The 20,755-nt window shown below is 51.0% G+C and carries 17 protein-coding genes, 1 pseudogene and 1 riboswitch; of the genes and pseudogenes, 14 read left to right on the top strand and 4 right to left on the bottom strand.

Going from position 1 to position 20,755, the window contains the following annotated elements; translation table 11 throughout:
• Positions 1-79 precede the first annotated feature (79 nt).
• Positions 80-940 carry an AraC family transcriptional regulator gene (locus tag NYE70_RS24515; RefSeq protein WP_341048701.1) on the top strand — a complete coding sequence of 287 codons (861 nt, stop codon included), beginning with the start codon at positions 80-82 and terminating at the stop codon, positions 938-940.
• A gap of 49 nt (positions 941-989) precedes the next feature.
• Here the strand turns inward: NYE70_RS24515 and NYE70_RS24510 are convergent, their stop codons facing one another.
• The gene (locus tag NYE70_RS24510; protein WP_341048700.1) at positions 990-1,940 is read right to left on the bottom strand and encodes a helix-turn-helix transcriptional regulator; all 951 of its coding nucleotides are present in this window, start codon (positions 1,938-1,940) and stop codon (positions 990-992) included.
• 150 nt (positions 1,941-2,090) lie between these two features.
• Here NYE70_RS24510 and NYE70_RS24505 point away from each other — a divergent pair, with 150 nt between their 5' ends.
• The 6 genes from NYE70_RS24505 to NYE70_RS24480 all read left to right on the top strand — a co-directional run bounded on the left by NYE70_RS24505 (position 2,091) and on the right by NYE70_RS24480 (position 8,084).
• Positions 2,091-2,399: a thioredoxin domain-containing protein gene (locus NYE70_RS24505; RefSeq protein ID WP_211022304.1), complete on the top strand. Its 309-nt coding sequence runs from the start codon at positions 2,091-2,093 to the stop codon at positions 2,397-2,399.
• Between the two features lie 86 nt (positions 2,400-2,485).
• A complete protein-coding gene (locus NYE70_RS24500; RefSeq protein ID WP_341048699.1) occupies positions 2,486-3,589 on the top strand; it encodes a hypothetical protein in 1,104 nt (367 codons plus the stop codon).
• Between the two features lie 117 nt (positions 3,590-3,706).
• Positions 3,707-4,684, top strand: a complete 978-nt coding sequence (locus tag NYE70_RS24495) for an AAA family ATPase (RefSeq protein ID WP_341048698.1) — start codon at positions 3,707-3,709, stop codon at positions 4,682-4,684.
• A gap of 3 nt (positions 4,685-4,687) precedes the next feature.
• Positions 4,688-5,767, top strand: coding sequence for a DUF58 domain-containing protein (locus NYE70_RS24490; RefSeq protein ID WP_213654462.1), 1,080 nt, complete (start codon positions 4,688-4,690; stop codon positions 5,765-5,767).
• Positions 5,768-5,833: 66 nt separating this feature from the next.
• Positions 5,834-6,700, top strand: coding sequence for a GNAT family N-acetyltransferase (locus NYE70_RS24485; protein ID WP_341048696.1), 867 nt, complete (start codon positions 5,834-5,836; stop codon positions 6,698-6,700).
• 34 nt (positions 6,701-6,734) lie between these two features.
• Positions 6,735-8,084 (top strand): DUF4129 domain-containing protein, encoded by a 1,350-nt coding sequence (locus NYE70_RS24480; protein ID WP_341048694.1) that lies wholly within the window; start codon positions 6,735-6,737, stop codon positions 8,082-8,084.
• Between the two features lie 105 nt (positions 8,085-8,189).
• Here NYE70_RS24480 and NYE70_RS24475 read toward each other — a convergent pair whose 3' ends face one another.
• Positions 8,190-9,506: a hemolysin family protein gene (locus tag NYE70_RS24475; RefSeq protein ID WP_211022298.1), complete on the bottom strand. Its 1,317-nt coding sequence runs from the start codon at positions 9,504-9,506 to the stop codon at positions 8,190-8,192.
• Between the two features lie 259 nt (positions 9,507-9,765).
• Positions 9,766-9,865: riboswitch (purine riboswitch) on the top strand.
• An 82-nt stretch (positions 9,866-9,947) separates the two neighbouring features.
• Between NYE70_RS24475 and NYE70_RS24470 the strand changes: the two genes are divergently transcribed.
• Positions 9,948-11,384, top strand: a complete 1,437-nt coding sequence (locus NYE70_RS24470; RefSeq protein ID WP_341048692.1) for an NAD(P)/FAD-dependent oxidoreductase — start codon at positions 9,948-9,950, stop codon at positions 11,382-11,384.
• A gap of 269 nt (positions 11,385-11,653) precedes the next feature.
• Here the strand turns inward: NYE70_RS24470 and NYE70_RS24465 are convergent, their stop codons facing one another.
• Both NYE70_RS24465 and NYE70_RS26065 read right to left on the bottom strand, forming a co-directional pair.
• Positions 11,654-12,325 carry a DUF2628 domain-containing protein gene (locus NYE70_RS24465; RefSeq protein WP_341048690.1) on the bottom strand — a complete coding sequence of 224 codons (672 nt, stop codon included), beginning with the start codon at positions 12,323-12,325 and terminating at the stop codon, positions 11,654-11,656.
• 3 nt (positions 12,326-12,328) lie between these two features.
• Positions 12,329-12,394: pseudogene (locus tag NYE70_RS26065) on the bottom strand (zinc-ribbon domain-containing protein); the annotation flags it as partial.
• Positions 12,395-12,582: 188 nt separating this feature from the next.
• Here NYE70_RS26065 and NYE70_RS24460 point away from each other — a divergent pair.
• The 6 genes from NYE70_RS24460 (at position 12,583) to NYE70_RS24435 (ending at position 20,700) form a co-directional block, all read left to right on the top strand.
• Entirely contained in the window at positions 12,583-13,584 is a 1,002-nt protein-coding gene (locus NYE70_RS24460; protein ID WP_341048688.1) for a LacI family DNA-binding transcriptional regulator, read from the top strand.
• A gap of 54 nt (positions 13,585-13,638) precedes the next feature.
• Positions 13,639-15,366 (top strand): glycoside hydrolase family 13 protein, encoded by a 1,728-nt coding sequence (locus NYE70_RS24455; protein WP_341048686.1) that lies wholly within the window; start codon positions 13,639-13,641, stop codon positions 15,364-15,366.
• Positions 15,367-15,378: 12 nt separating this feature from the next.
• Positions 15,379-16,674 (top strand): extracellular solute-binding protein, encoded by a 1,296-nt coding sequence (locus NYE70_RS24450; protein WP_341048684.1) that lies wholly within the window; start codon positions 15,379-15,381, stop codon positions 16,672-16,674.
• Positions 16,675-16,732: 58 nt separating this feature from the next.
• Positions 16,733-17,602 carry a carbohydrate ABC transporter permease gene (locus tag NYE70_RS24445; protein ID WP_341048682.1) on the top strand — a complete coding sequence of 290 codons (870 nt, stop codon included), beginning with the start codon at positions 16,733-16,735 and terminating at the stop codon, positions 17,600-17,602.
• A gap of 15 nt (positions 17,603-17,617) precedes the next feature.
• Entirely contained in the window at positions 17,618-18,445 is an 828-nt protein-coding gene (locus NYE70_RS24440; RefSeq protein ID WP_213654470.1) for a carbohydrate ABC transporter permease, read from the top strand.
• A gap of 203 nt (positions 18,446-18,648) precedes the next feature.
• Positions 18,649-20,700, top strand: a complete 2,052-nt coding sequence (locus tag NYE70_RS24435) for an amylo-alpha-1,6-glucosidase (RefSeq protein WP_341048681.1) — start codon at positions 18,649-18,651, stop codon at positions 20,698-20,700.
• Positions 20,701-20,755: the final 55 nt, after the last annotated feature.

Genomic DNA, 20,755 nt, shown 5'->3' with positions numbered 1-20,755 from the left:
GGCTTCAACGCACGAATATGTTTTATTTAATCATTCACCAATAATCTAACATAGTTGATATAAGGGGAGAATGTGCAGGATGACAAAGTTTATGGACTATATGATCAGCCCCCATCCTATACGGGTGTTCAATCCGGCCGTCGAGGCGACCCGGCTGAAGATCAAGTCGATCTCCGTCGTGGGAGCAGGCCATTTGCCGGGCAGAACGCTGCAGCGTGCGAGTGCCGTTTTTCAGCAATGGGCGTTTGTAGTGATTACGGGCGGCGCGGGCTATTACCAAGTAAACCGGGGCGAGAGGCAGCGCGTGGAGGCCGGAAGTTGGTTCTGCCTTTTTCCCGGTACGGAATTCAATTATGGGCCTGACGCAGGCGGATACTGGGACGAATATTATTTCACGGTGGAAGGCGAACGGGTCGGAGAATGGTTGAGGGACTGGCTGCTGTCTCCGGATCAGGTGAAAAGAGTCTCGGTCGACGATACGCTGCTGCACAAAATGGAGTTGATGTTCATGCTGATCGACAGCGGCGTCCCCGGCAATTTGGACCGGGCCGCCCTGCAGCTGGAATCGCTGTTGTATGAGCTGGTGTCCTGGGAAGATAAAGCGGAGGCGGGCAATCGGGGCGGATTCGTGCTACAGGTGATTGAAGATATCGGCCGATCGCTATATCTGCCGTTGGATGCAGTTGATATTGCCGCCAGACATCATATTTCCGTATCGACACTCAGGAGAGTGATACATGAGTATTCGGGATATCCCCTGAATGAATTTATTCACCGGCTCAAAGCAGCAGAAGCAAAAAATATATTGCTCAACACGGAAATGAGCGTCAAGGAAATCAGCGAGATGCTTGGCTACAAAGATATGTTTTACTTCTCCCGCGTGTTCAAAAGAATCACCGGCGTATCTCCCAGAGACTACCGCAGCCGGGTTGGCACTTGAGGAGGGGCCTGAACTTATCCAGAACTATTCTTGGCCCTGTTTCTGTGGTTCACTCCCGGTTATATTTCTCCGTCAATTCGGCCAGTCCCCTCTTGATTTCATCCAACAGCTCGGGCGGCTGCTTTACCGTGGCCTCCCGGCCCAGTCCGATAAAAAACCTCGCCAGAAAAGGGATATCTTCGAGCGGAAGGGATCCTTCCAGATAACCGGAACCGTCCTCCCGAACATGCATAGGCACTCGGCGGGACAACTCGGGCTCACACAATTCAACCCCCATTTTGCTCAGTTCCACATAACAATCGGCACCGTGCCGTTTGGAGCGGATCCTGGTTTTCCAATTGCTCAGATTGACATCGCGGTGGTCCAGCGGCTCTGCCTCCGGAAGGAGCGCCGCGGAAAGGATACGGTCGCACCGGAATAGCCGGAAATCCTTGCGCCGGAAGCAGTAAGCCGGGCAATACCAAAGACCGCCGCTGGCATAAATGCCCACCGGCTGAATATCCCGGCAGAGATTTTCTTCTCTGGATTCGTATTCGATACGGATCACGCGCTGCCGCACGGCTCCATCCAGCAGGATGCCTAAATGCGGGAACGCAGATTGTCTTTGCGGGCTTACGAAGTCCACCCGGTTCTTCATCTCGTCGATGCGGTCGCGGATATCGCCGGACATATAATTATAAAATTTGCTGAGGGCCGAGGAGCTCTCCGATTCAAAAGGGAGGAAGGAATAATGACGGAGGGCATGGCTGGCGAAAAAGATGGCGACCGCCTCTTCCTCGGTAAAAGCGATCGGAGGGAGCACCCGCTCGTTCAGCACCTGGTATCCGCCGTGCGGACCAACTTCGGAATAGAGAGGCACGCCCAGTTCGCTCAGTTCCTGCAAATCTCTGAGAATAGTCCGGGAGGATACGCCGAATTCGCCGGCCAGCTCTTTAACCGTGAATTTACGTTTTCGGTTCACGGTCATCATTAACTCCATCAGGCGCTTAGATTTTGGCATGTTACAAGTCTCCTGCAGCTTTATTTTTATTGTGACATTCATTGTCATTATTATGACTTGCGATGGGAGCCGAGTCCAGCGGGCGGGAGGAGTACTTTCAGCCTTTTTTCTTATGATATAGTTACGTGTAGAGAGGAAGGAGTGAGGCTCATGCTGCAAGAAATTATGGAACGTGATCTCCTTCTCCGGCTGGAGAAGGCTGAAGATAAAATGGCGCTGCTGTTCTATACCCCCCTATGCGGGACCTGCCTGTTGGCGGAAAGGATGATGGAGATTGCGGAAGAATCGGGCACCAAGATTCCTGGGAAGAAGATCAATATCAATTTTGCCCCGGTTTTACGTGATGAATGGCAAATATCCAGCGTACCGTGCCTGATCGTGACGGAAAACGGGATTCCTGTTCTTAAGGAATATGCGATTGGTTCCGTGGTGGATGTGCACCGTTGGCTGAATTCCTGAAAGATAGGCAAACACACAGTGCGGGAAATTCGCATAAAGTGTAAGGTATTTCATTACCGGGTTCAGGGAAGGGAGTCTTACGAGGCATGTCAGAACGGGAGCTTCACTATTTTGCACGGGGCAATACGGCGGCTGGGCTGCACAGTCTAACGGATTCGATATTTCAAGAGGTACGGACAATTTATGTGATTAAGGGATATCCGGGAGGAACGGCGAAAGTACTGGGACGTCTGGCTTCGGAGTTTGCGCGGCGCGGCTGGGGACTGCAGCTGATTCATCAGCCGCTGGACGGAGATTGTCTGGAGGGGATCGTGATTGAAGATCTGTCCGTCGCCTTGATTGATAGTGGCGCATGGTCGGGCGAATCGGTTCAGGCAGGAAGTGAGGTGAAGTTCGTAGACTTGGAAAAGGCGATTCAGCCGCAAAAGCTGACTGCTTCTACGGAACAAATCCAGAACTTCGAGCGCGAAATTGCCGAGCTTTACGAGGAGGCTTATGCCTCCTTCCTGAAAACTCTTCGGATTCATGATGAATGGGAGAAATTTTATATCGACAATTTGGACCGGGAGACGATGAATCGCCTGGCGCTGGAGTGGTCCGATTCCTATCTGCTGGGGCCGGAAGGCGAGGAGAAGCAGGCGCGGGTGACGCACCGCTTCCTTGGCGCGGCAACCTGGCGCGGCGCGGTAGACTTCGTGCCTAATCTGACCGACCGTCTGACCACCCGTATTTTTGTAAAAGGGCGGCCGGGCTCGGGCAAATCTACGTTGTTCCGCAAGCTCGGCGAATTGGCTGCCGACAAAGGAATCGACACGGAAATTTATCATTGCGGGTTTGATCCGAACAGCCTGGATATGCTGATTTTTCCGGAACTCAGCCTCGGTATATTCGATAGCACGGCCCCGCATGAGCATTTCCCCGTCCGAGATGGGGATAGTATACTCGACGTCTACGAGCTGGCAATTACTCCGGGGACGGACGAGAAATACGCCGATCCTATACGCGGCATCAAGGATCGTTACTCAGCTTCCATGAAACACTCTATTTCGCTCCTGGCCGAAGTCAAGCAGATCGTCCAGCGACTGGAGGAGATCTATCAGGAGGCGGCTGACGAGGGAGTCTTGTCCGGGATCGAAGATACCCTGCTTGCTGAAATCGGGCAAGATCAGAAGATTCCTGCAATAGAATAGATCCATAAGATATATCTATCACGGAAAAGCCCGCTATAAACCTGGCGGGCTTTTTGATATGATAAATTAGATACAGATGGAAATACATACCTTTATCAAAGGCGGTGTCTTCATAGAATGAATATGCAGAATGCAATGGATATAGCCGGGCGAATTTCCCGCAATATCGGGGAGGTCGTCGTAGGAAAGACTGAGGTCATCGAATTGTTGCTGGCCTCGCTGTTCGGAAATGGACATGTCCTGCTGGAGGACGTTCCCGGGACCGGAAAGACGTTATTGGCGAAGGCGCTCGCCCGTTCGCTGGACGGAACCTTCAAGCGGATCCAGTTTACGCCGGACTTGCTGCCTTCCGATTTGAGCGGGATTAATTTTTATAATCAGAAAGCGGGCGATTTTGAATTCCGGCCGGGTCCGCTGTTTACCCATGTTCTTCTGGCCGACGAAATTAACCGGGCAACACCTCGGACACAGTCCAGCCTACTCGAATGCATGGAGGAGCGGCAGGTTACGATCGACGGGCTCACCCATAAGCTTGAAGCCCCGTTTTTTGTTATGGCTACTCAGAATCCCATCGATAACCAGGGGACCTTCCCGTTACCGGAAGCTCAGCTTGACCGGTTTTTAATGAGAATTTCCATGGGCTACCCCAGCTTTGAAGAAGGGGTGGATATCCTCCAGCGGTTCCGTGAGCGGAGCCCTCTAGAAGGACTTGCGGCGGTAGCTACTGGCGAGGAAATCGCCGCCGCCCAGCGCTGTGCGAGTGAAGTTCATGTGCCGCACGACTTGCTGGGCTATATCATCCGGATTACCGAAGCCACCCGCAAGCATCCGGAGGTTCGGTTGGGAGCAAGCCCGCGGGCCAGCGGAGCTCTGCTTTGCGCATCGCAAGGCTACGCTCTGGTGCGGGGCAGGGATTATGTGACGCCGGACGATATTAAGGAGGTAGCGATCCCCGTATTGGCCCACCGCCTGATGCTGCGTCACGGCATTAAGGTCGGGGAATCGCCGGAGAGCGGAGTGATCCGCCAGGTTCTCTCCGAAGTGGAGGTACCGGCGGAGGAAGTACTGGCCGCAAAGGGGAAGCAGGTGAACTGAGAGATGCTTCCATGGTTTCTTGTCAGCGCGGTTTTGATCGTCTTTGCAGTGGGCTGGATTTATGAACGGTTTGCGCTAAAGGGAGTGAGCTACACCCGGTATTTCACGCAGAGGGCCGTGTTTGAGGAAGACCCCCTGGAAATGGTGGAGGTTATTTCGAACGCCAAGCCGCTTCCGCTGCCTTGGCTGCGACTGGAATCCAGCATGGCCGCCGGAATTAAGTTTGGCCGGCAGAACAATCTGGATGTGTATGCGGGCGACATTTATCAAAATCATATCAGCATGTTCTATCTTCGCCCTTTCCGTCAAATTACCCGGCGGCATCAGGTGTCCTGCGTGCGGCGAGGCCTGTATCGCTTGGAATCGGCCACGCTGACTACAGGCGATCCGCTAGGCATTGTGGCTAAAGTCTTGAAATTTGAGCTGAACCTCGAGCTGCTGGTTTACCCCCGCATCCTTGCGTTAGAGGAACTGCCGTTGCCGAATCACAGCTGGCTCGGCAATCTGGCCGTGCGGCGTTGGATTGTAGAGGATCCGTTCCTTACCTCGGGCATCCGCGAATATCGGTCCGGGGATACGCTGAAGAGCATCAATTGGAAGGCTACTGCAAAAACGGGAGTCATGCAGGTTCATCAGCGGGATTATACCGCTGACCACCGGCTGGTCATCTGTCTGAATGTGGAGTCGAGCGAGACGATGTGGAGGAATATACTCAATCCGGAGCGGATCGAGCTGGGGATCCGGTATGCCGCTTCAGTAGCGGGTTATGCGCTGCAAAACGGCATCGAGACCGGGTTTCTCTGCAATGGGCGGCTGAAGGGTGGCTCCAAAGATCCGATCCGGCTCGAGCCCTCGGCCGACGGGGGGCAGCTTGAATGGCTGCTTGATACGCTGGCCAGAGTCGAGCTGGACCGCTCCGTTTCCATGACGCGTCTGTTGGAGGAAGAATTGGAGGCGGACACTAGGGACACCGATTTTCTAATCATTTCCTGCCACCAGGGAGAAACTCTTCTGATCCAGGCTGAATTGCTGGAGCGGAACGGGAACGGAATCGAATGGATGGATATACCGGAGACAGCTTAAGCTTGAACCCGGCGAGAAAGTGATTGCGTGCGTGAAACTATAACAGGGCTATGGAGGGATGCGGCGATGACAACGATTCAATATTATCGCGGAACGGAATGCAAAATGGATGTGCTGTTTACGGCTTTCCAAACCGGATTCTCGGACTACCTCATCAAATACAATTTTACGTTGGAACAGTTCGCTGACCGGTTCTTCGGTCCGGAGGGCAATGCAATAGAGCATTCCTTTGTTGCGCTGCGCGGAGACGAGCCGGTCGGAATTGTCCTTGGCGGAACTAGAGAGTACGAGGGCATCCGCACGATGCGCTGCGGCGCGTTGGCTTTGAAGCCCGGGGAGCGGGGGCAGGGCGTTAGCGCCCGACTAATGGAGCTGCATCGCAAAGAGGCGATCCGGCAAGGCTGTCGGCAGCTTCTGCTGGAGGTCATCGTCGGCAATGACCGGGCTATCGCCTTTTATCATAAGCTGGGTTACTCCAGGGTGTATGAGCTCTCCTATTTTAGCAAGAGCGATTTGAGCAATCTGAAATCGTTGCCCAACAAGCTGGATGACCCTATTTCAGTGGCCCCACTCGATTGGGGTGACTTTGCATCTAGCGTCAATAAGAACAGGTATTTTCACTTGAACTGGCAAAATGATCTGGATTACATCAGACGGGCTGGCGACCATGTGTTTTTCGGCGCATTCCATGAGGGGGAATTGGTCGGTACCCTTGGAATTACCCGTACGGGAAGGATCAGCATCCTGTTCGTCGACCTTGACTTCAGGTCTCGGGGAACGGCGACACGGCTGCTCCAGAGAGCTGTTTCGGAACTCGAACTCTCCAAGCTCTCCATCTCCATGCCCAATAATGCCCTGATAGAGGGGTTCATACGTCGGCTCGGGTTCCAACGGGACGCCATTTCGCAATACGAAATGTATTTGACGCTGTAATTGTAAATCTAATCCTCTTCAGGGAGGTCATTTCTTGGAAACCGTTCGTGTTGATTATTTCACCAGGTCTATAAAGGCTTGGAGCTTATGTCTCATAGAGTGCGTGTTTTTTATGCCGCTCTTCTTGCTTGCCTATTCTTTTCTCGTACCGGAACAAATTTCTCTGCTTGCGTTATGCAGCATTCCCCTGATGTCCCTCGCCGGAGTAACGGTCCGGTCAGCTCTGCCGGTGTTCTGGAAGCGGGCAGGCGCTTCCGTACTGTTGGGAACGCTGTTTGCTGTAGCGATAGGGGGCCTGGGAAACGGTACTATCTTGGGAGTTATGGTTTGTCTGTTCGCGGGGACAGTCCTTACTTATCAGGGGGTGACGTCCGCAGGGAGAACCAATCAAAACAAGCTGTATAAGATCGGGATTGGTCTTTATTTGCTTGCAGGTATCTTTTTTCCTCGTTTCACCAAGCTTGAGGAATTTATGCCGTTCATTACCTGGGTGGGCGTTCTTTGTTTGGCATGGACGCTGTTCGCGGTCAACCGAAGTTATTTGCGGTACAACACGTTCTCCGAAGAAGAGGCGGGAAATCGGCTGCCCCGTGGGTTAAGGGGGCACAATATGACCTGGATTGGGGCTATCGTGCTTGCGGCCTTGCTGCTGGCAACGGGTGCAGGGCGTTGGGCCGGTGGAGTTCTGCTAGGTATGCTAAGGCAAATAGTCGGCTGGCTGACCCGATCTTCGGGGGAGCCTGTGACCATACCGGAAGAGGATACGGGAGGACCCGCGGCTTTTCCGATGGAAACGGGAAAATCGCATGAGCCGGGGTGGCTGTCTCAATTTCTGAATATTTTGTTTTACGTGTTCGCTACGGCAGTAATTTTGGCCTTGGTGGCGGTTGTTTTATACTGGCTCTATAAGAACGCAGGCGGGATTTGGCGCCGCTGGATGGACCGGCTGCTAGCCATGCTTGGCCGGGCAGGGAAAGACGAACGGAACGAAGCCTTTGTTGACGAAGAGATCCGGTTGAAAATGGGGAAGTCTGCGATCCCCAAATGGCAGAATTGGCGAGGTATCTTTGGCTCCCGTTCCGGTAAGAAAGTCACTTTGGAGGATCTCCCGGACAATCGGGAACGGATCCGTTATTTATACCGGCATTTGCTTCACGCCGAGCAGGCGCAGGGCTATAAGCTGAAGCCTTATTTTACTCCGCAGGAAACGGAAGCGGAATTGCGCCAGCAGCCAGTCCCAAAGTCGAGGGAAGGGAAGTCGGCTTGGGGGATGCGAAGATCCGCGGCCAAGGAGCTTCTGGGTTTGTATTATAAAGCCCGGTATAAGGAGCAGGAGCCGTCCGATGACGAAATCGCGAGAATTAAAAGGGAGCTGGACTTTTAATTTCAGCCGGAAAAAGGACAAGCCCGCAAAACAAAAGCACCCTCATCCAGAGACAAATGTCTCGGATGAGGGTGCTTTATTCTAACCCGGTCTTACCGGCTGTTCTTAGGAATCGGTTTGCACCGTAAGTTTTATAATTTCCAGCTTTCTGAACCGGTTAGGCTCCTTGTCCAGAAGCTTAAATTGTAAATCATGATGCTCCAGCGTTTCCCCGACATTCATTTCCGGATGTCTTCCGTATAACCATCCCCCGATGGTATCCACATCCTCCGTATCGAGGTCGGACATGAGCACATCGTTGATCTGGTTGACGGTCACTTTACCGTCGACGACGAGATGCGTTTCGCTGAGCTGTACGAGCGGCTGCTCCTCTTCCTTGTCGAATTCGTCGCGGATTTCGCCGACGATCTCTTCCAGAATATCCTCGATGGTGACGAGGCCGGCCGTTCCGCCGTATTCGTCGATCAGGATGGCAATGTGAGTGCCTTCGCGCTGCATTCGCTTCAGCAGTTCATTGACCGGAGTGACTTCCGATACCGCCATGACCGGCTGCAGCAGTGCAGCAACCTCCAGGTTAGGGTTATCTTCATAGGCAAGGAAAAATTGCTTGGTGTTCACGATCCCGATGACGTTATCCTTGCTTTGCTCTACGACCGGGAACCGCGTGTATTGCTGTTCTTTGATGATGTCCAGGTTTTCCTGGCGCGATTTATCCGTATATAAGCACACCATATCGGTCCGAGGGACCATAATCTCTTTGGCGAGCAGGTTATCAAAAGCAAAAATCCGGTTCACATATCCGTATTCGCTCTGATTAATTTTTCCGCTTTCGAAGCTTTCGTTGATAATGATCTGCAATTCCTCTTCCGAGTGGGCTTCCTCATGCTCGGAGGCGGGCTTGATCCCGATCAACCGCACGAGCTGGTTAGCCGAGCCGTTCAACGTCCAGATAAACGGACGCATGATCTTGGTAAAAAGAATGAGCGGTTTCGCCGTCAACATGGCGACGCTCTCCGCCTTACGAATGGCGATCGTCTTCGGCGCCAATTCACCGACTACGACGTGAAGATATGTGATGACTACAAACGCGATAATGAAAGAAAGCACACCGCTTAACGCTTCAGGTATATGGAGACTGTGGAACACCGGGTGCATTATTTTTTCCACCGTTGGTTCGCCCAGCCAACCGAGTCCGAGAGCCGTAATAGTGATCCCCAATTGGCACGCCGATAAATAGCCGTCTAGATTGGATGTTACCTGTTTGACTGCTAAAGCTTTCTTGTTTCCTTCGGCGATCAATTGATCCACTCTGCTTGCCCGTACCCGGACGATCGCGAATTCCACCGCCACGAAAAATGCCGTCAGCGCAATCAGAACCACGACCAAAACCAAATTTAATACCAAAAGCCTGTCACTGTCCATTCTCTACATCTACTCCTTTTGTTTATAAAAATATGAATAAAGCATAAGCCTATTATATAGCATATTGTATGCGAATGCTAATAAGTCGGAGGGAATCTGGATTATTTTCCGGATTTAATGTTCGTGTTTTGCTTAATGTTCAACAAGCGCGAGGATGATTTAATTAGGTAAATTCAACAATATACGAATAATAGTATAAATCGGTGTTGACTCATACGTGTTTTAACGATAATATTACTAACGTGATGTGACAATTGAAATTAAGTCTTACGAGACGATTCGTATATCCTCAAAAATACGGTTTGAGGGTCTCTACAAGGAACCACAAATTCCTGGCTACGAACGGGTGCTTGCGCATACCTATTCATAGTCGGGATTTTTTTGTGCTCATTTTTACCTGGCCAATAAGTACCTCTATAAACCTACTTCAGGAGGAAACTGATGAATAAATATGATGTGATTGTGGTTGGAGCCGGACCTGCAGGAATATTCGCTTGTTATGAATTGACACGCCGTGCGCCTCATTGGAAGGTGCTGCTGGTTGATAAAGGACATGACATTTACCGGCGCCGTTGTCCGATTCTGGAGGAGAAGATCACGCTTTGTCCGCCTGCCGCAGGCAAAAAGGAATTTGCCGGCTGTCTTCCGGCCTGCTCCATTACAGCGGGATTCGGCGGCGCAGGAGCTTATAGCGACGGCAAGTTTAATATAACGACTGAATTCGGCGGTTGGATGACTGATTACATTGCGCCTTCCAAAGTGCTTGAGCTGATCCGCTATGTGGATTCCATCAATCTCGAACACGGGGCAACCGAGAATATCACCGATCCGATGACGGATGCGATTCGCGGAATCGAACAGCGGGGATATGCCGCCGGACTGAAACTGTTGCGCGCCCAAGTACGTCACCTGGGTACGGAACAAAATTTGGAGATATTAAAGTCGATTTATGAATACCTGAAAACGCGGATCGACATGATATATAAGGCGGAAGTTGAAGATCTGATTACCGTCAAGGAAGACGGGCAGCATCGGGTTCAAGGCATCATTTTGAAAAATGGCGATACGTATGAAGCCGATCAAGTGATGGTAGCTCCGGGGCGCGACGGTTCGGCCTGGTTGACCGACATATTGAAGAAACGCCGCCTGAAAATGACGAACAATCAAGTTGACGTAGGCGTTCGGGTGGAAACCTCCGACGTGGTTATGAGAGAAATCAATGAACATCTATATGAAGGAAAATTTATATTCAACACCTCGGTCGGCACCCGAGTCCGTACGTTTTGCAGCAATCCGTCGGGACATGTCGTGGTGGAGAACCATAGCGGTGTCATGGCGGCCAACGGCCATTCCTACAAGGATCCTGCACTGGGATCTTCCAATACGAACTTTGCTTTGCTGGTCTCGCATAAATTTACCGATCCGTTCGACAAGCCGAACGAATATGCCAGAGAGATTTGCCAGCGGGCGAATGATCTTTCGAACGGCGGCGTGATCATTCAGAAGTATGGAGATATTTTGCGCGGACGGCGTTCGACGGCAGGGCGTATTGCGGAGGGCTTCTTGGAGCCGACTCTGAAAGAGGCCGTTCCCGGGGATCTGGGGCTCGTGCTTCCATACAATACGATGAAAAGTTTGATTGAAATGGTAGAGGCGCTTGAAAAGGTGACTCCGGGCATCGCCTCTGAACACACGCTATTCTATGGCGTAGAGGCGAAGTTCTATTCGGCGCGTCCGAAGCTGTCGGAATCGCTGGAAACCGAGATCGCCGGGCTTTACTGCGGCGGGGACGGCGCCGGAATTACCCGGGGCTTGGCCCAGGCAGGAGCCGCAGGCGTTTGGATCGCCCGTGGTATGCTGGAGAAGGCGGGAGTATAGCGGCAGCGAGTGGAGTTTGATTTGATTGGATAATATCCAATCAAATCTTCCTCAAGAGCGCTTACTTGCTAAGTTCATTGGAGAAATTCCAATGAGGGAGCGCCATTTAAGCAAGTATTGAATTAAATGGGGGTAATGGTTGGAAATCTTCCAAGCAGACTTGCTCCTGGGCATGGATTGCCGATTCTCATTGGAATTTATCCAATGGTGAGAATAAGAAGGGGATTAAACAGAAGAACGGTGGAGCAAAGGATGCTCCACCGTTCTTTTTAAGTTACCCGGGAATAGAAATAAGGCTGAACCATGCTGCTGTCCTGCTGTTGCCGATAACGCATTTCTTCATTGATCTCCTTATACACGTGGACCGAGTAAAAGAGAGTCGTGACGATTAAGATCAGTACGGGCAATACGGCGAGAGCGATAGGAATGTACAGACTCGTTTCGCCGGCGGTAGCGATTCGTTCTTCCCGGAGATCCGGGAAGTTGGCCAAGCGAGCATTTATGGCTCTGATTTTCCGCCGGGCATGATGCAAATAGATCTTGTTGGCGAACAGGGCAAAGATAGCTTGAAGCACGATATTGGCGATGAGAACCACGACCACGACACCTCCCGAGAAGTAATACACCGGGAACATGATCGCACGGACGATATTGACCATGAAACTCATCACAATCAGGTATAGGAGCAGATACAAATACATGCCCCTATACAGCATCCAGTAGCCTCCGAACAGGAATGCGGGCCAATTCCAGCGCCGGTCCTCGTTCCAGATGCTCAAGTATTCATCGGCCTTCTTGCCGATAAACAGAGCAAAATCCTCTTCAGTAGGCTCCGTATCCCTGCCCCGATTCCCTGCTCCTGCCGCATATCCGGCCGAACCGGATGACTGGGGTGCGTAGTAGGGATTATCGGCAGGAGCCGTTTCTTCCCGGGGCTTCACCGGACTTCCGCAACTAACACAAAACTTGTCATCTTCTAAAAGTTTAGTACCGCAATTTGAACAAAACATGGCTACCTCCGACCGACTTATTTCAACAGCATCGTAATAGTTCGAAAGAACTAAGTCATTTATATTTATCGGAACAGTTGGTGCATAATTGAATAGAAATCAAATCAAAAATCTGTATTGCATTGTCCGGAAACGTTATATATAATAGTTTATGCAACCGGTTGCATTAGATAGGAGAGATTTAGAAGATGTCCAAGATAACGATTCAAGAAATCGCCGATTTGGCGGGCGTGAACAAGGCGACGGTTTCCCGCGTGATCAACGGGAACCGTAACATTTCGGAAAAGACGCGGCTGAAAGTCGAAGCTATCATGAAGCAGCACAACTATGTCCCCAATTCTATAGCCCGGGGATTGGCCTTCAATAAAACCTTTACCGTCGGATTTTGCTCGGATTATACGGATAAGCGGGCTTTTGCCAATCCGTTCTTTTACAAGGTACTTCAAGGAATCGAAGAGATCGTCTATAACCATGATCATATGTTTTTAATGATGAGCGATCATGATCATGACAACAAGAAAAGCCAATCGACTTTCGAACGAGTGGTAGTGGAGCATCGTGTCGACGGGTTGATTATTCCGAATTCGCTGCTGAATGAGCGGAATTACGAATTGCTCGTTAAGCATGAGATGCCTTACGTCGTCACGGGGGAAAACATGTTGTCCAAAGACGGCGTTCCGTGGGTAGACATCGATAACGTGCAGGCCGGTCAAATTTTGACGGAGCATCTGATCGATCTTGGCTGCCGGGAAATCATGATTTATGCAGGCGGAGCAGCCGCGGAGAGGGATAAATTTATCGCCGACCGGCTGAATGGTTACCGGAAAACGATGGAGAACCATCGTTTGGAAGTCCGTATTATCGAGCAAGCGGAAGTGTTGAAATCGCTTTACGGCTCCGAGTCGTCCGAATCGGCTGTGGAGGGGCGCCCCGAAGCATTAATTTGCTGCACGCATGAACAGCTCTTTGAAATATTGGATTTCGAGAACGGTAATCCCTTGCTTTCGGAAATCGCGTTGGCGACCTTTGACGATTTCCCCATGTCCAAGTATATGAAGCATCCGGTACACTTTGTGGAGGTCGACCTCGAGATGATGGGAAAGGCGGCGGCAGGCATGCTGTTTTCCTTAATGAACAAGGAGCCGGGCGTACCGAAGTCGGTGTCCATTGCTACAAGAATCGGAAGTTAAGGGCCTTTATTATTCATGTACAAAACAATATAGGATGAAGAGGAAACTATGATAATGACTAACTATGATCACGACCCGGCGGTAGACGCCACCTTAATCTCGCTTAACGAGCTGGAGGTTCGTCTCAGGCTTCCGGCGGAAGCCGAACAAGTGCGGCTGCTCTACTGGAATAAGTACAAAACCGAACAATTCGGAGTTCAGTCGCAGCCGATGACGCTATGGGCGGAATCGGAGCAACACCGCTATTACCGCACGATATTGACCGGTATGGAATCCCGGATTCGATACCTACAATATGCTTTTGAATTTAAGCTCGAGGGGGAGACGCGTTGGCTTAATACCGAGGGATTGCAGAATACGAAAGGTTTCAAAGGAAGCTATTCTTATGCTTACGCGGGAGACCGGGATGCCGTACAAGCTCCGGAATGGATCGGGGACCGGGTATGGTATCAGATTTTCCCCGAGAGATTCTGCAACGGAGATCTAGGCAATGACCCCGAGGGGACGGAACCCTGGGGAAGCGAGCCTACCCGGGACAATTACATGGGAGGTGACCTGCAAGGCATTATTGGCAAGCTGGATTATCTCGGCAGGCTTGGAATTAACGCCTTATATTTGAATCCGGTGTTTACGGCGACTTCGAATCACAAGTACGACACGGTCAATTATTTTGAAATCGATCCGCAGTTCGGTACGATACAAGATTTGCGGGAACTGGTGAACAAGTGCCATGAACGCGGGATCAAGGTCGTTCTGGATCTGGTAATCAATCACTGCGGATTTTATCATCCCTATTTTCAGGATGTGGTGGAAAAAGGAGAGGCTTCGGCTTACAAAGAGTGGTTCTACGTCAATAATTATCCGGTTGAGCGGAGCGAGGAAGATTACGATTCCGTGGGGTATTACCAGTGGATGCCTAAGCTGCGGACATCGAATCCCGAAGTACAGCAGTACATTTATGATATCGTTTCCTTTTGGCAGAAAGAAACAGGTATCGACGGCTGGAGAATCGATGTCGCAGATGAGGTGGAGATCAGCTTCTTGCGGGAGCTGAAATCCTGTGTCAAGAGATTAAATCCTAACGCAATCATTATTGCAGAAATTTGGGACGATGCCAAGCGGCTGATGATGTCGGGCGGGGTCGACAGCGTTATGAACTATGAGTTCAGAACTATTCTGTTTGACTATTGTCTCGACCGTTCCATTACGCTTCGGCAGTTTCATTCCCGTTTGGTCCGGCTTGCCCATAGATACTCCCTGAAGGAGCTGCACCAGATGTTCAACCTGCTGGGAAGCCACGATACGGAACGCATTTTGACCCGTTGCGGGGAAAATAGGGATAAGCTGCGTCAAATCATGGCTATCCAATTTGTCTTCCCGGGTAATCCAACCGTTTATTACGGCGACGAATTGGGAATGACCGGGGAGAATGATCCGGGCTGCCGAGGAAGCATGACATGGGAACGATCACCGGAGGAATCGGACCTGTTCGGGTACACGCAGAACTGGATCACGCGCAAAAGAGAGAATCCGCTCTTGCAGAGCGGCTCCTTGGAGCTCCGTTACCGGGAAGGTTCGGATTGCTACGTCATCCGGCGGTACATGGGGACGGATGAAATCGTGCTTCTTTGCAATTTCTCCGCAGATCGTCTGGCCCTTGCGCCTGAGCTGTCCCGATTTGATTTAAACGGCTCATATAACATTTGCGATTTTGAATATACGGGTGATCTGCCTGAAAACATTGAACCTGGCCAATGCCTGCTTTTTCAGACTGTCAAATAAGGAGCATGAACGATGACAAATAAATGGAGCAAATTATCGCTGGTAATTCTGGCTATGCTGCTGGTATTAACCGCATGCGGTTCGGGAGCCGGCACGGGTAACGAGAGTGCATCGGAATCCGGAGGGAAGGCTACCGGAAAGCAAGTAACCTTAACGTTCTGGCATCACTACAGTACGGCATCTCCGGAGGAGAAAACGCTCACGGGAGTGCTGATCCCCAAATTCGAAGCCGAGAATCCGGGGATCAAGGTAAAAGCGGTAGCGATTCCTTGGGAAGAATTGCACAAGAAGCTGCAAATCGGAGGCAGCGGCGGGGACCTGCCGGATGTAGCCCGGCTGGATATCATTTGGGTGCCGGAGTTCCAGAAACGCGGGCTGCTTCAGCCGTTGGACGAGAAATTCAGCGATTTTAACGACATCGCCAAGGGACTGCTGGAAGGCCCGCTGTCTACGGCTAAAGTAGGGGAGCATTATTACGGCCTTCCGCTCAACACAAACACCAAGGTTTTGTTCTGGAACAAGGAGATGCTAACGCAAAGCGGCATCGATAAAGCGCCGGAAACCGCGGAGGAGTTCTTTGCGGATCTTGCGCAAATCAAAGCCAAATACGACAAGAGCTGGGGATATGGCGAGCCGGCCTTGCAGGGGTGGAATATCCTCCCGTGGATTTGGAGTAACGGGGGAGATGTGCTCTCACCGGACTTTACGACGGCGGATGGTTTCTTGAACAGTCAGGCTACGATCGACATCGTTACCAAGCTGAAAGCGGCATATACCTCGGGACAGCTCGCAGGATTTAAACCGGGCGATGTGCCAGTGACGGAAGGGCATGCGGGCGGAAGCTATGCCATGATGGCCGAAGGACCGTGGGCGGTTGCCCAGTTCCAGTCACAGTTCGGCGACTTCACGTTTGAAATGGCGTCCTTCCCGAAGGGCTCTGCCGGCTCCATACAGGTGCTTGGCGGGGAGGATCTCGGGATTTTCAGCAAGGACAAGCAGGAGGAATCCTGGAAGTTTGTGAAATTCATGGTTTCGGAAGCGGCGCAGGTCGAAATGGGCAAAATCGGGCAAATTCCGGTCAATCTGGATGCTATGGAGAGTAACGAAATCAAAGCAGTCGCCTATTACGCTCCATTCCTTGAACAGTTAAAGACAGCGAAGGCTCGTCCGCCGGTCGACTCCTGGCCGCAAATTGACGGCGTCCTTAGCGACACGATGAGCAGCATTTTTATGACCGACAAAGACGTCAAGGCTGAACTGGATGCTGCGGTATCCAAAATTGACGGATTGTTGAAGCTGAATAATTAATTACACCGGGGGCGTCTTCCGCTTGGGAGACGCTATCTCCAATGAAGGAGTCATGATCATGCGCAAAAAAAACGGAACGGCCGGATATTTATTTTTTCTGCCCGGTTTTTTGTTTTTTGCCGTATTCATTCTGTATCCGTTAATTCGGAACTTCCTGTACAGCTTTTATGACTTCCGCCTAACCGATCTCAATCATTTGGAATTCATCGGGCTGGGGAACTACAGGCATGTATTTCAGGATCACGTTTTCTGGATTTCGCTTAAAAATATATTCATCTATGGGATCATCTCCGTTCCCGGCCAAATGGTCTTGGGATTTCTGGTCGCGTACGCCTTATACCAGAACCGGCCCGGAACCAAGACCTTCCGGGTGCTGTTCTTTTTACCAGTCATTACGTCTTGGGTAGTCGCGTCGCTAATTTTTAAATTCGTGTTCACTGATCAGGGATATTTGAATTATTTCATAATGGATGTACTCCACTTTACCGATAAGACGATCAGTTGGTTGAGCGATCCGGGCAAAGCAATGATGGTGGTTAGCTTCCTCGGGATCTGGAAAGGCGTTGGATGGGCGATGGTAATTTATATGGCCGCCCTGCAAGGCGTGCCAAAGGATCAATACGAAGCTGCTTCGCTCGATGGATGTAACGCGTGGCAGCAAATTCGCCATATTACGTTGCCGTCAATTCGCAGCACTACCTTTTTCATTCAAATGATGCTGATTATCGGCGCTTTTAATGTGTTCACGTCGATTTATCTGATTACGGACGGCGGACCGCTGCACCAGACCGAAGTGATGCTTACCCGGATGTACCAGAAGGCGTTCACCGAATATGACCTCGGTTATGCTTCCGCATTGTCCTACGTGTTTGCCGTCATTATTGCCGGCCTGACGTTTTTGCAGTTCCGTTTGAACAAACAGGAATAGGAGGGAGGCGATCCTATGCGCTCGCTTTGGAAGTCGATATGCGTCTATGCTTTTCTCGTTGTTGGCGGATTGATCTCCATTTATCCGTTAGTATATATGTTCATGACCGCATTGAAGCCGATGACTTTATTGTTTGAATTTCCACCGCGCTTTTTGCCTTCGGAAATGACCTTGTCCAATTTCAGGAATGCCTGGGTCAGTCAGAACTTCGCACTGTATCTCTTTAACAGCGTTCTAGTTACTATAGCCAGCTTTGGTCTTATTTTTCTGTTTTCTTCGATGCTGGCCTTTGCTTATTCAAGATTTGACTTTAAAGGAAAGAAACTGAGTTTCACCATCTTGATGGGTGGGCTCGTCATTCCGAGTCTAACGCTTCTCATTCCCCAATTTGTGCTGATCCGTCAGCTCGGCATGTTTGATTCGCGTTGGGGATTAATCGTTATTTACACGGCAGGGGCCATTCCGTTTACGACGTTTATGCTAAAGGGATTTTTCGATTCCATTTCCCGCGATATCGATGAATCAGTGGAGATGGAAGGCGGAAATGCATGGACGCTGTTCTCCTCGATTATTTTACCGCTGTCCAAGCCTGCGTTCGTTCCGGCTACTATTTTCAATGCGCTAACGGTATGGGAGGAGTTCCCTTGGGCATTGACGATTATTAATGATCCGGCAAAACGCACTTTGCCGATTGCCTTGGCCAACTTCCAGGGTCAATATACGACCCAATGGGGGATTGTATTCGCGGGTTCCTTGATCGCCATTCTGCCGATTATTCTGCTATTCCTGTTGTTACAGCGATATTTCATCGCCGGGATCACCGCCGGGGCGGTTAAAGGTTAGGCCTTGTGTGCAGAAAGATGCATTTTTGGTAAGCTGCACTGGAATGTACATGGAACGCCATAAATCCTGCGAATTATCATTGTGCAAACGATTGACCTGCAGGAAAGAGCGATGATATAATTCAGCACATAATGGTTAAGTAAACGTTTAACTAGCTGCGGATATAACTTCTTTTTCTGTAGCGTTAAAGGGGGAGTTGCGGCATGGAAAGAGCTTACGTATTGGGACGAAGCGCCTGGCGCACGATCGAGGAAGGCAATGAACGGGAATGGCTGATCGGCAACGGAATCGGCGGTTATGCGAGTCACTCGGTGCCCGGCGGCGGGTTCCGGATGTCCCACGGTTATCTGGTCGCTTCGACCAAAGCGCCCGTAAACCGGGTGCTGGTATTTACCAGAACCCAGGAGCAGGTTCAGATCGGGGGCAAATCTTACGATTTAACCTCGCAGCAATATGTGAACTGGCAAAAGGACGGACAGCATTACTTGAGAAGATTCAAACTGGATACCGTTCCGGAATATCACTATCAGGTGGAGGACGTGTCCATCCGCAAAACGATCGCCATGGAATATGGCCGAAATACCGTGACCGTCTGTTATGAAGTGTCGGGAGGCCGGGAGCATACGACCCTCAAGCTGGTCCCGTTGTTCAATTACCGCTCGCCTGGCGAGGCTTCAGAGAAAGGGAATCTCATCTTTGAAACAGAGCAGACGGGAAAAACGCTGAAACTGGTGCCCGGCAGCCGGCCGGAAACGGCAATCCACTTCATGACATCCGAGGGGGAATACGTGGACAGATCCACGTTTCCGGTAACGATGGCAACGCCGCCGTATTTATATGAAGAGGCTCACTATTACAAGTTCGAGAATCGCAACGGGTTTATGGGGGTGGATTATCATTATACTCCCTATGAAATTCAAATAGCTTTGAAACCATATGAAAAGAAAGCCTTCTATGTAAAATGTTCCATAGATTCACTCGACGAGAAAGACGGATTTACCATCGTCCGGGAATATAAGCAGCGTATGGACGGCCTGGTGGCCCAAGCCGGATACGGAAACCGGTTTGCAGATCGTCTGGTGGAGGCCGCGGACCACTTTATCGTCCATCGTGAATCGACGGGGCTGAAAACCGTACTTGCCGGATACCCCTGGTTTACCGATTGGGGACGGGATACGATGATCGCGATGCAAGGTTTGGCGCTATCGACCAAGCGGTTCGGGGATGCCAGAGAAATTTTGGAATCGTTCTCTAAGTACGTGCGGAACGGGCTGATTCCAAACATGTTTCCCGATGACGGCCAAGAGCCGCTATACAATACGGTCGACGCTTCGCTCTGGTATTTTCATTCCGTGCATGAGTACCTGCGCTATACCGGAAGCCCCGAGGATTACCGATTTATCGAAGAGAAAATTTACCCGCAACTCAAGGAGATCGTTAGCGCCTACAAAGCGGGAACGGACTTTTCCATAAGTATGGACGAAGACGGTCTCATCCGTGCGGGCGGCGGTTTGGACCAGGTGACCTGGATGGATGTCAGGGTTGGCGAATGGGTCGTCACCCCGCGGCACGGGAAACCGGTGGAAATCAATGCCCTTTGGTACAATGCACTCTGTGTCATGGCGGAATTGGCGGAACGTTTTGGGGACACGGAGCCATATGATGCATTAGCACGAACCGTGCGCGAATCCTTCAACCGCCGATTCTGGAATGAAGAGGCGGAATGTTTGTACGATGTGGTCGATGTAGACCAGGGCCATGGGTTATTGGAAAACGACGGCAGAATCCGGCCGAATCAAATCTGGGCCGTCTCGCTCCCGTTTACGATGCTTCCCGCCGAGAAAGAACAAGCGGTCGTCGGTACCGTATATAAGCATTTGTACACGCCTTACGGACTCCGGTCGCTCTCTTTTGAAGATCCGGAATACAAACCCCGTTATATCGGCAAGCTCATTGACCGGGACGGCGCTTATCACATGGGAACCGTATGGGCGTTTCCGTTAGGTGCGTTTATTTCCGCTTATTGCAGGGTAAACGGTTACAGCGAGGAAGCCGTGTCAGCGGCCAAGGAGATGTGCGAGGTGTTTGAGGATCATCTTCAAGACGGAGCTATCGGCGGAATCGCCGAGATTTTCGACGGCGAGTTTGCCTGCACGGGCCGCGGTTGCTTCTCGCAGGCTTGGAGCGTCGGGGAGATTTTGCGGGCGTATACCGAGGATGTTCTGCCTTATTTAAGCGAATCGGTTAATCAATAACCCATGATATGAAGCCTGGGAAACTAAGGCGCGACAATTTTAAATGATTGGAGTG

Source organism: Paenibacillus sp. FSL R5-0407, from assembly GCF_038009185.1.
Lineage (GTDB): Bacteria > Bacillota > Bacilli > Paenibacillales > Paenibacillaceae > Fontibacillus > Fontibacillus vini.
This window is presented reverse-complemented; position numbering and strand designations above follow the sequence as displayed.

Bases quoted from the DNA above. Each gene is read 5' to 3' on its own strand.
- NYE70_RS24515 (WP_341048701.1), top strand. From the start codon at position 80: ATGACAAAGTTTATGGACTATATGATCAGCCCCCATCCTATACGGGTG.
- NYE70_RS24510 (WP_341048700.1), bottom strand. From the start codon at position 1,940: ATGCCAAAATCTAAGCGCCTGATGGAGTTAATGATGACCGTGAACCGA.
- NYE70_RS24450 (WP_341048684.1), top strand. From the start codon at position 15,379: ATGACAAATAAATGGAGCAAATTATCGCTGGTAATTCTGGCTATGCTG.
- NYE70_RS24435 (WP_341048681.1), top strand. From the start codon at position 18,649: ATGGAAAGAGCTTACGTATTGGGACGAAGCGCCTGGCGCACGATCGAG.
- NYE70_RS24470 (WP_341048692.1), top strand. From the start codon at position 9,948: ATGAATAAATATGATGTGATTGTGGTTGGAGCCGGACCTGCAGGAATA.
- NYE70_RS24500 (WP_341048699.1), top strand. From the start codon at position 2,486: ATGTCAGAACGGGAGCTTCACTATTTTGCACGGGGCAATACGGCGGCT.
- NYE70_RS24445 (WP_341048682.1), top strand. From the start codon at position 16,733: ATGCGCAAAAAAAACGGAACGGCCGGATATTTATTTTTTCTGCCCGGT.
- NYE70_RS24475 (WP_211022298.1), bottom strand. From the start codon at position 9,506: ATGGACAGTGACAGGCTTTTGGTATTAAATTTGGTTTTGGTCGTGGTT.
- NYE70_RS24455 (WP_341048686.1), top strand. From the start codon at position 13,639: ATGACTAACTATGATCACGACCCGGCGGTAGACGCCACCTTAATCTCG.
- NYE70_RS24505 (WP_211022304.1), top strand. From the start codon at position 2,091: ATGCTGCAAGAAATTATGGAACGTGATCTCCTTCTCCGGCTGGAGAAG.
- NYE70_RS24485 (WP_341048696.1), top strand. From the start codon at position 5,834: ATGACAACGATTCAATATTATCGCGGAACGGAATGCAAAATGGATGTG.
- NYE70_RS24490 (WP_213654462.1), top strand. From the start codon at position 4,688: ATGCTTCCATGGTTTCTTGTCAGCGCGGTTTTGATCGTCTTTGCAGTG.
- NYE70_RS24440 (WP_213654470.1), top strand. From the start codon at position 17,618: ATGCGCTCGCTTTGGAAGTCGATATGCGTCTATGCTTTTCTCGTTGTT.
- NYE70_RS24460 (WP_341048688.1), top strand. From the start codon at position 12,583: ATGTCCAAGATAACGATTCAAGAAATCGCCGATTTGGCGGGCGTGAAC.
- NYE70_RS24495 (WP_341048698.1), top strand. From the start codon at position 3,707: ATGAATATGCAGAATGCAATGGATATAGCCGGGCGAATTTCCCGCAAT.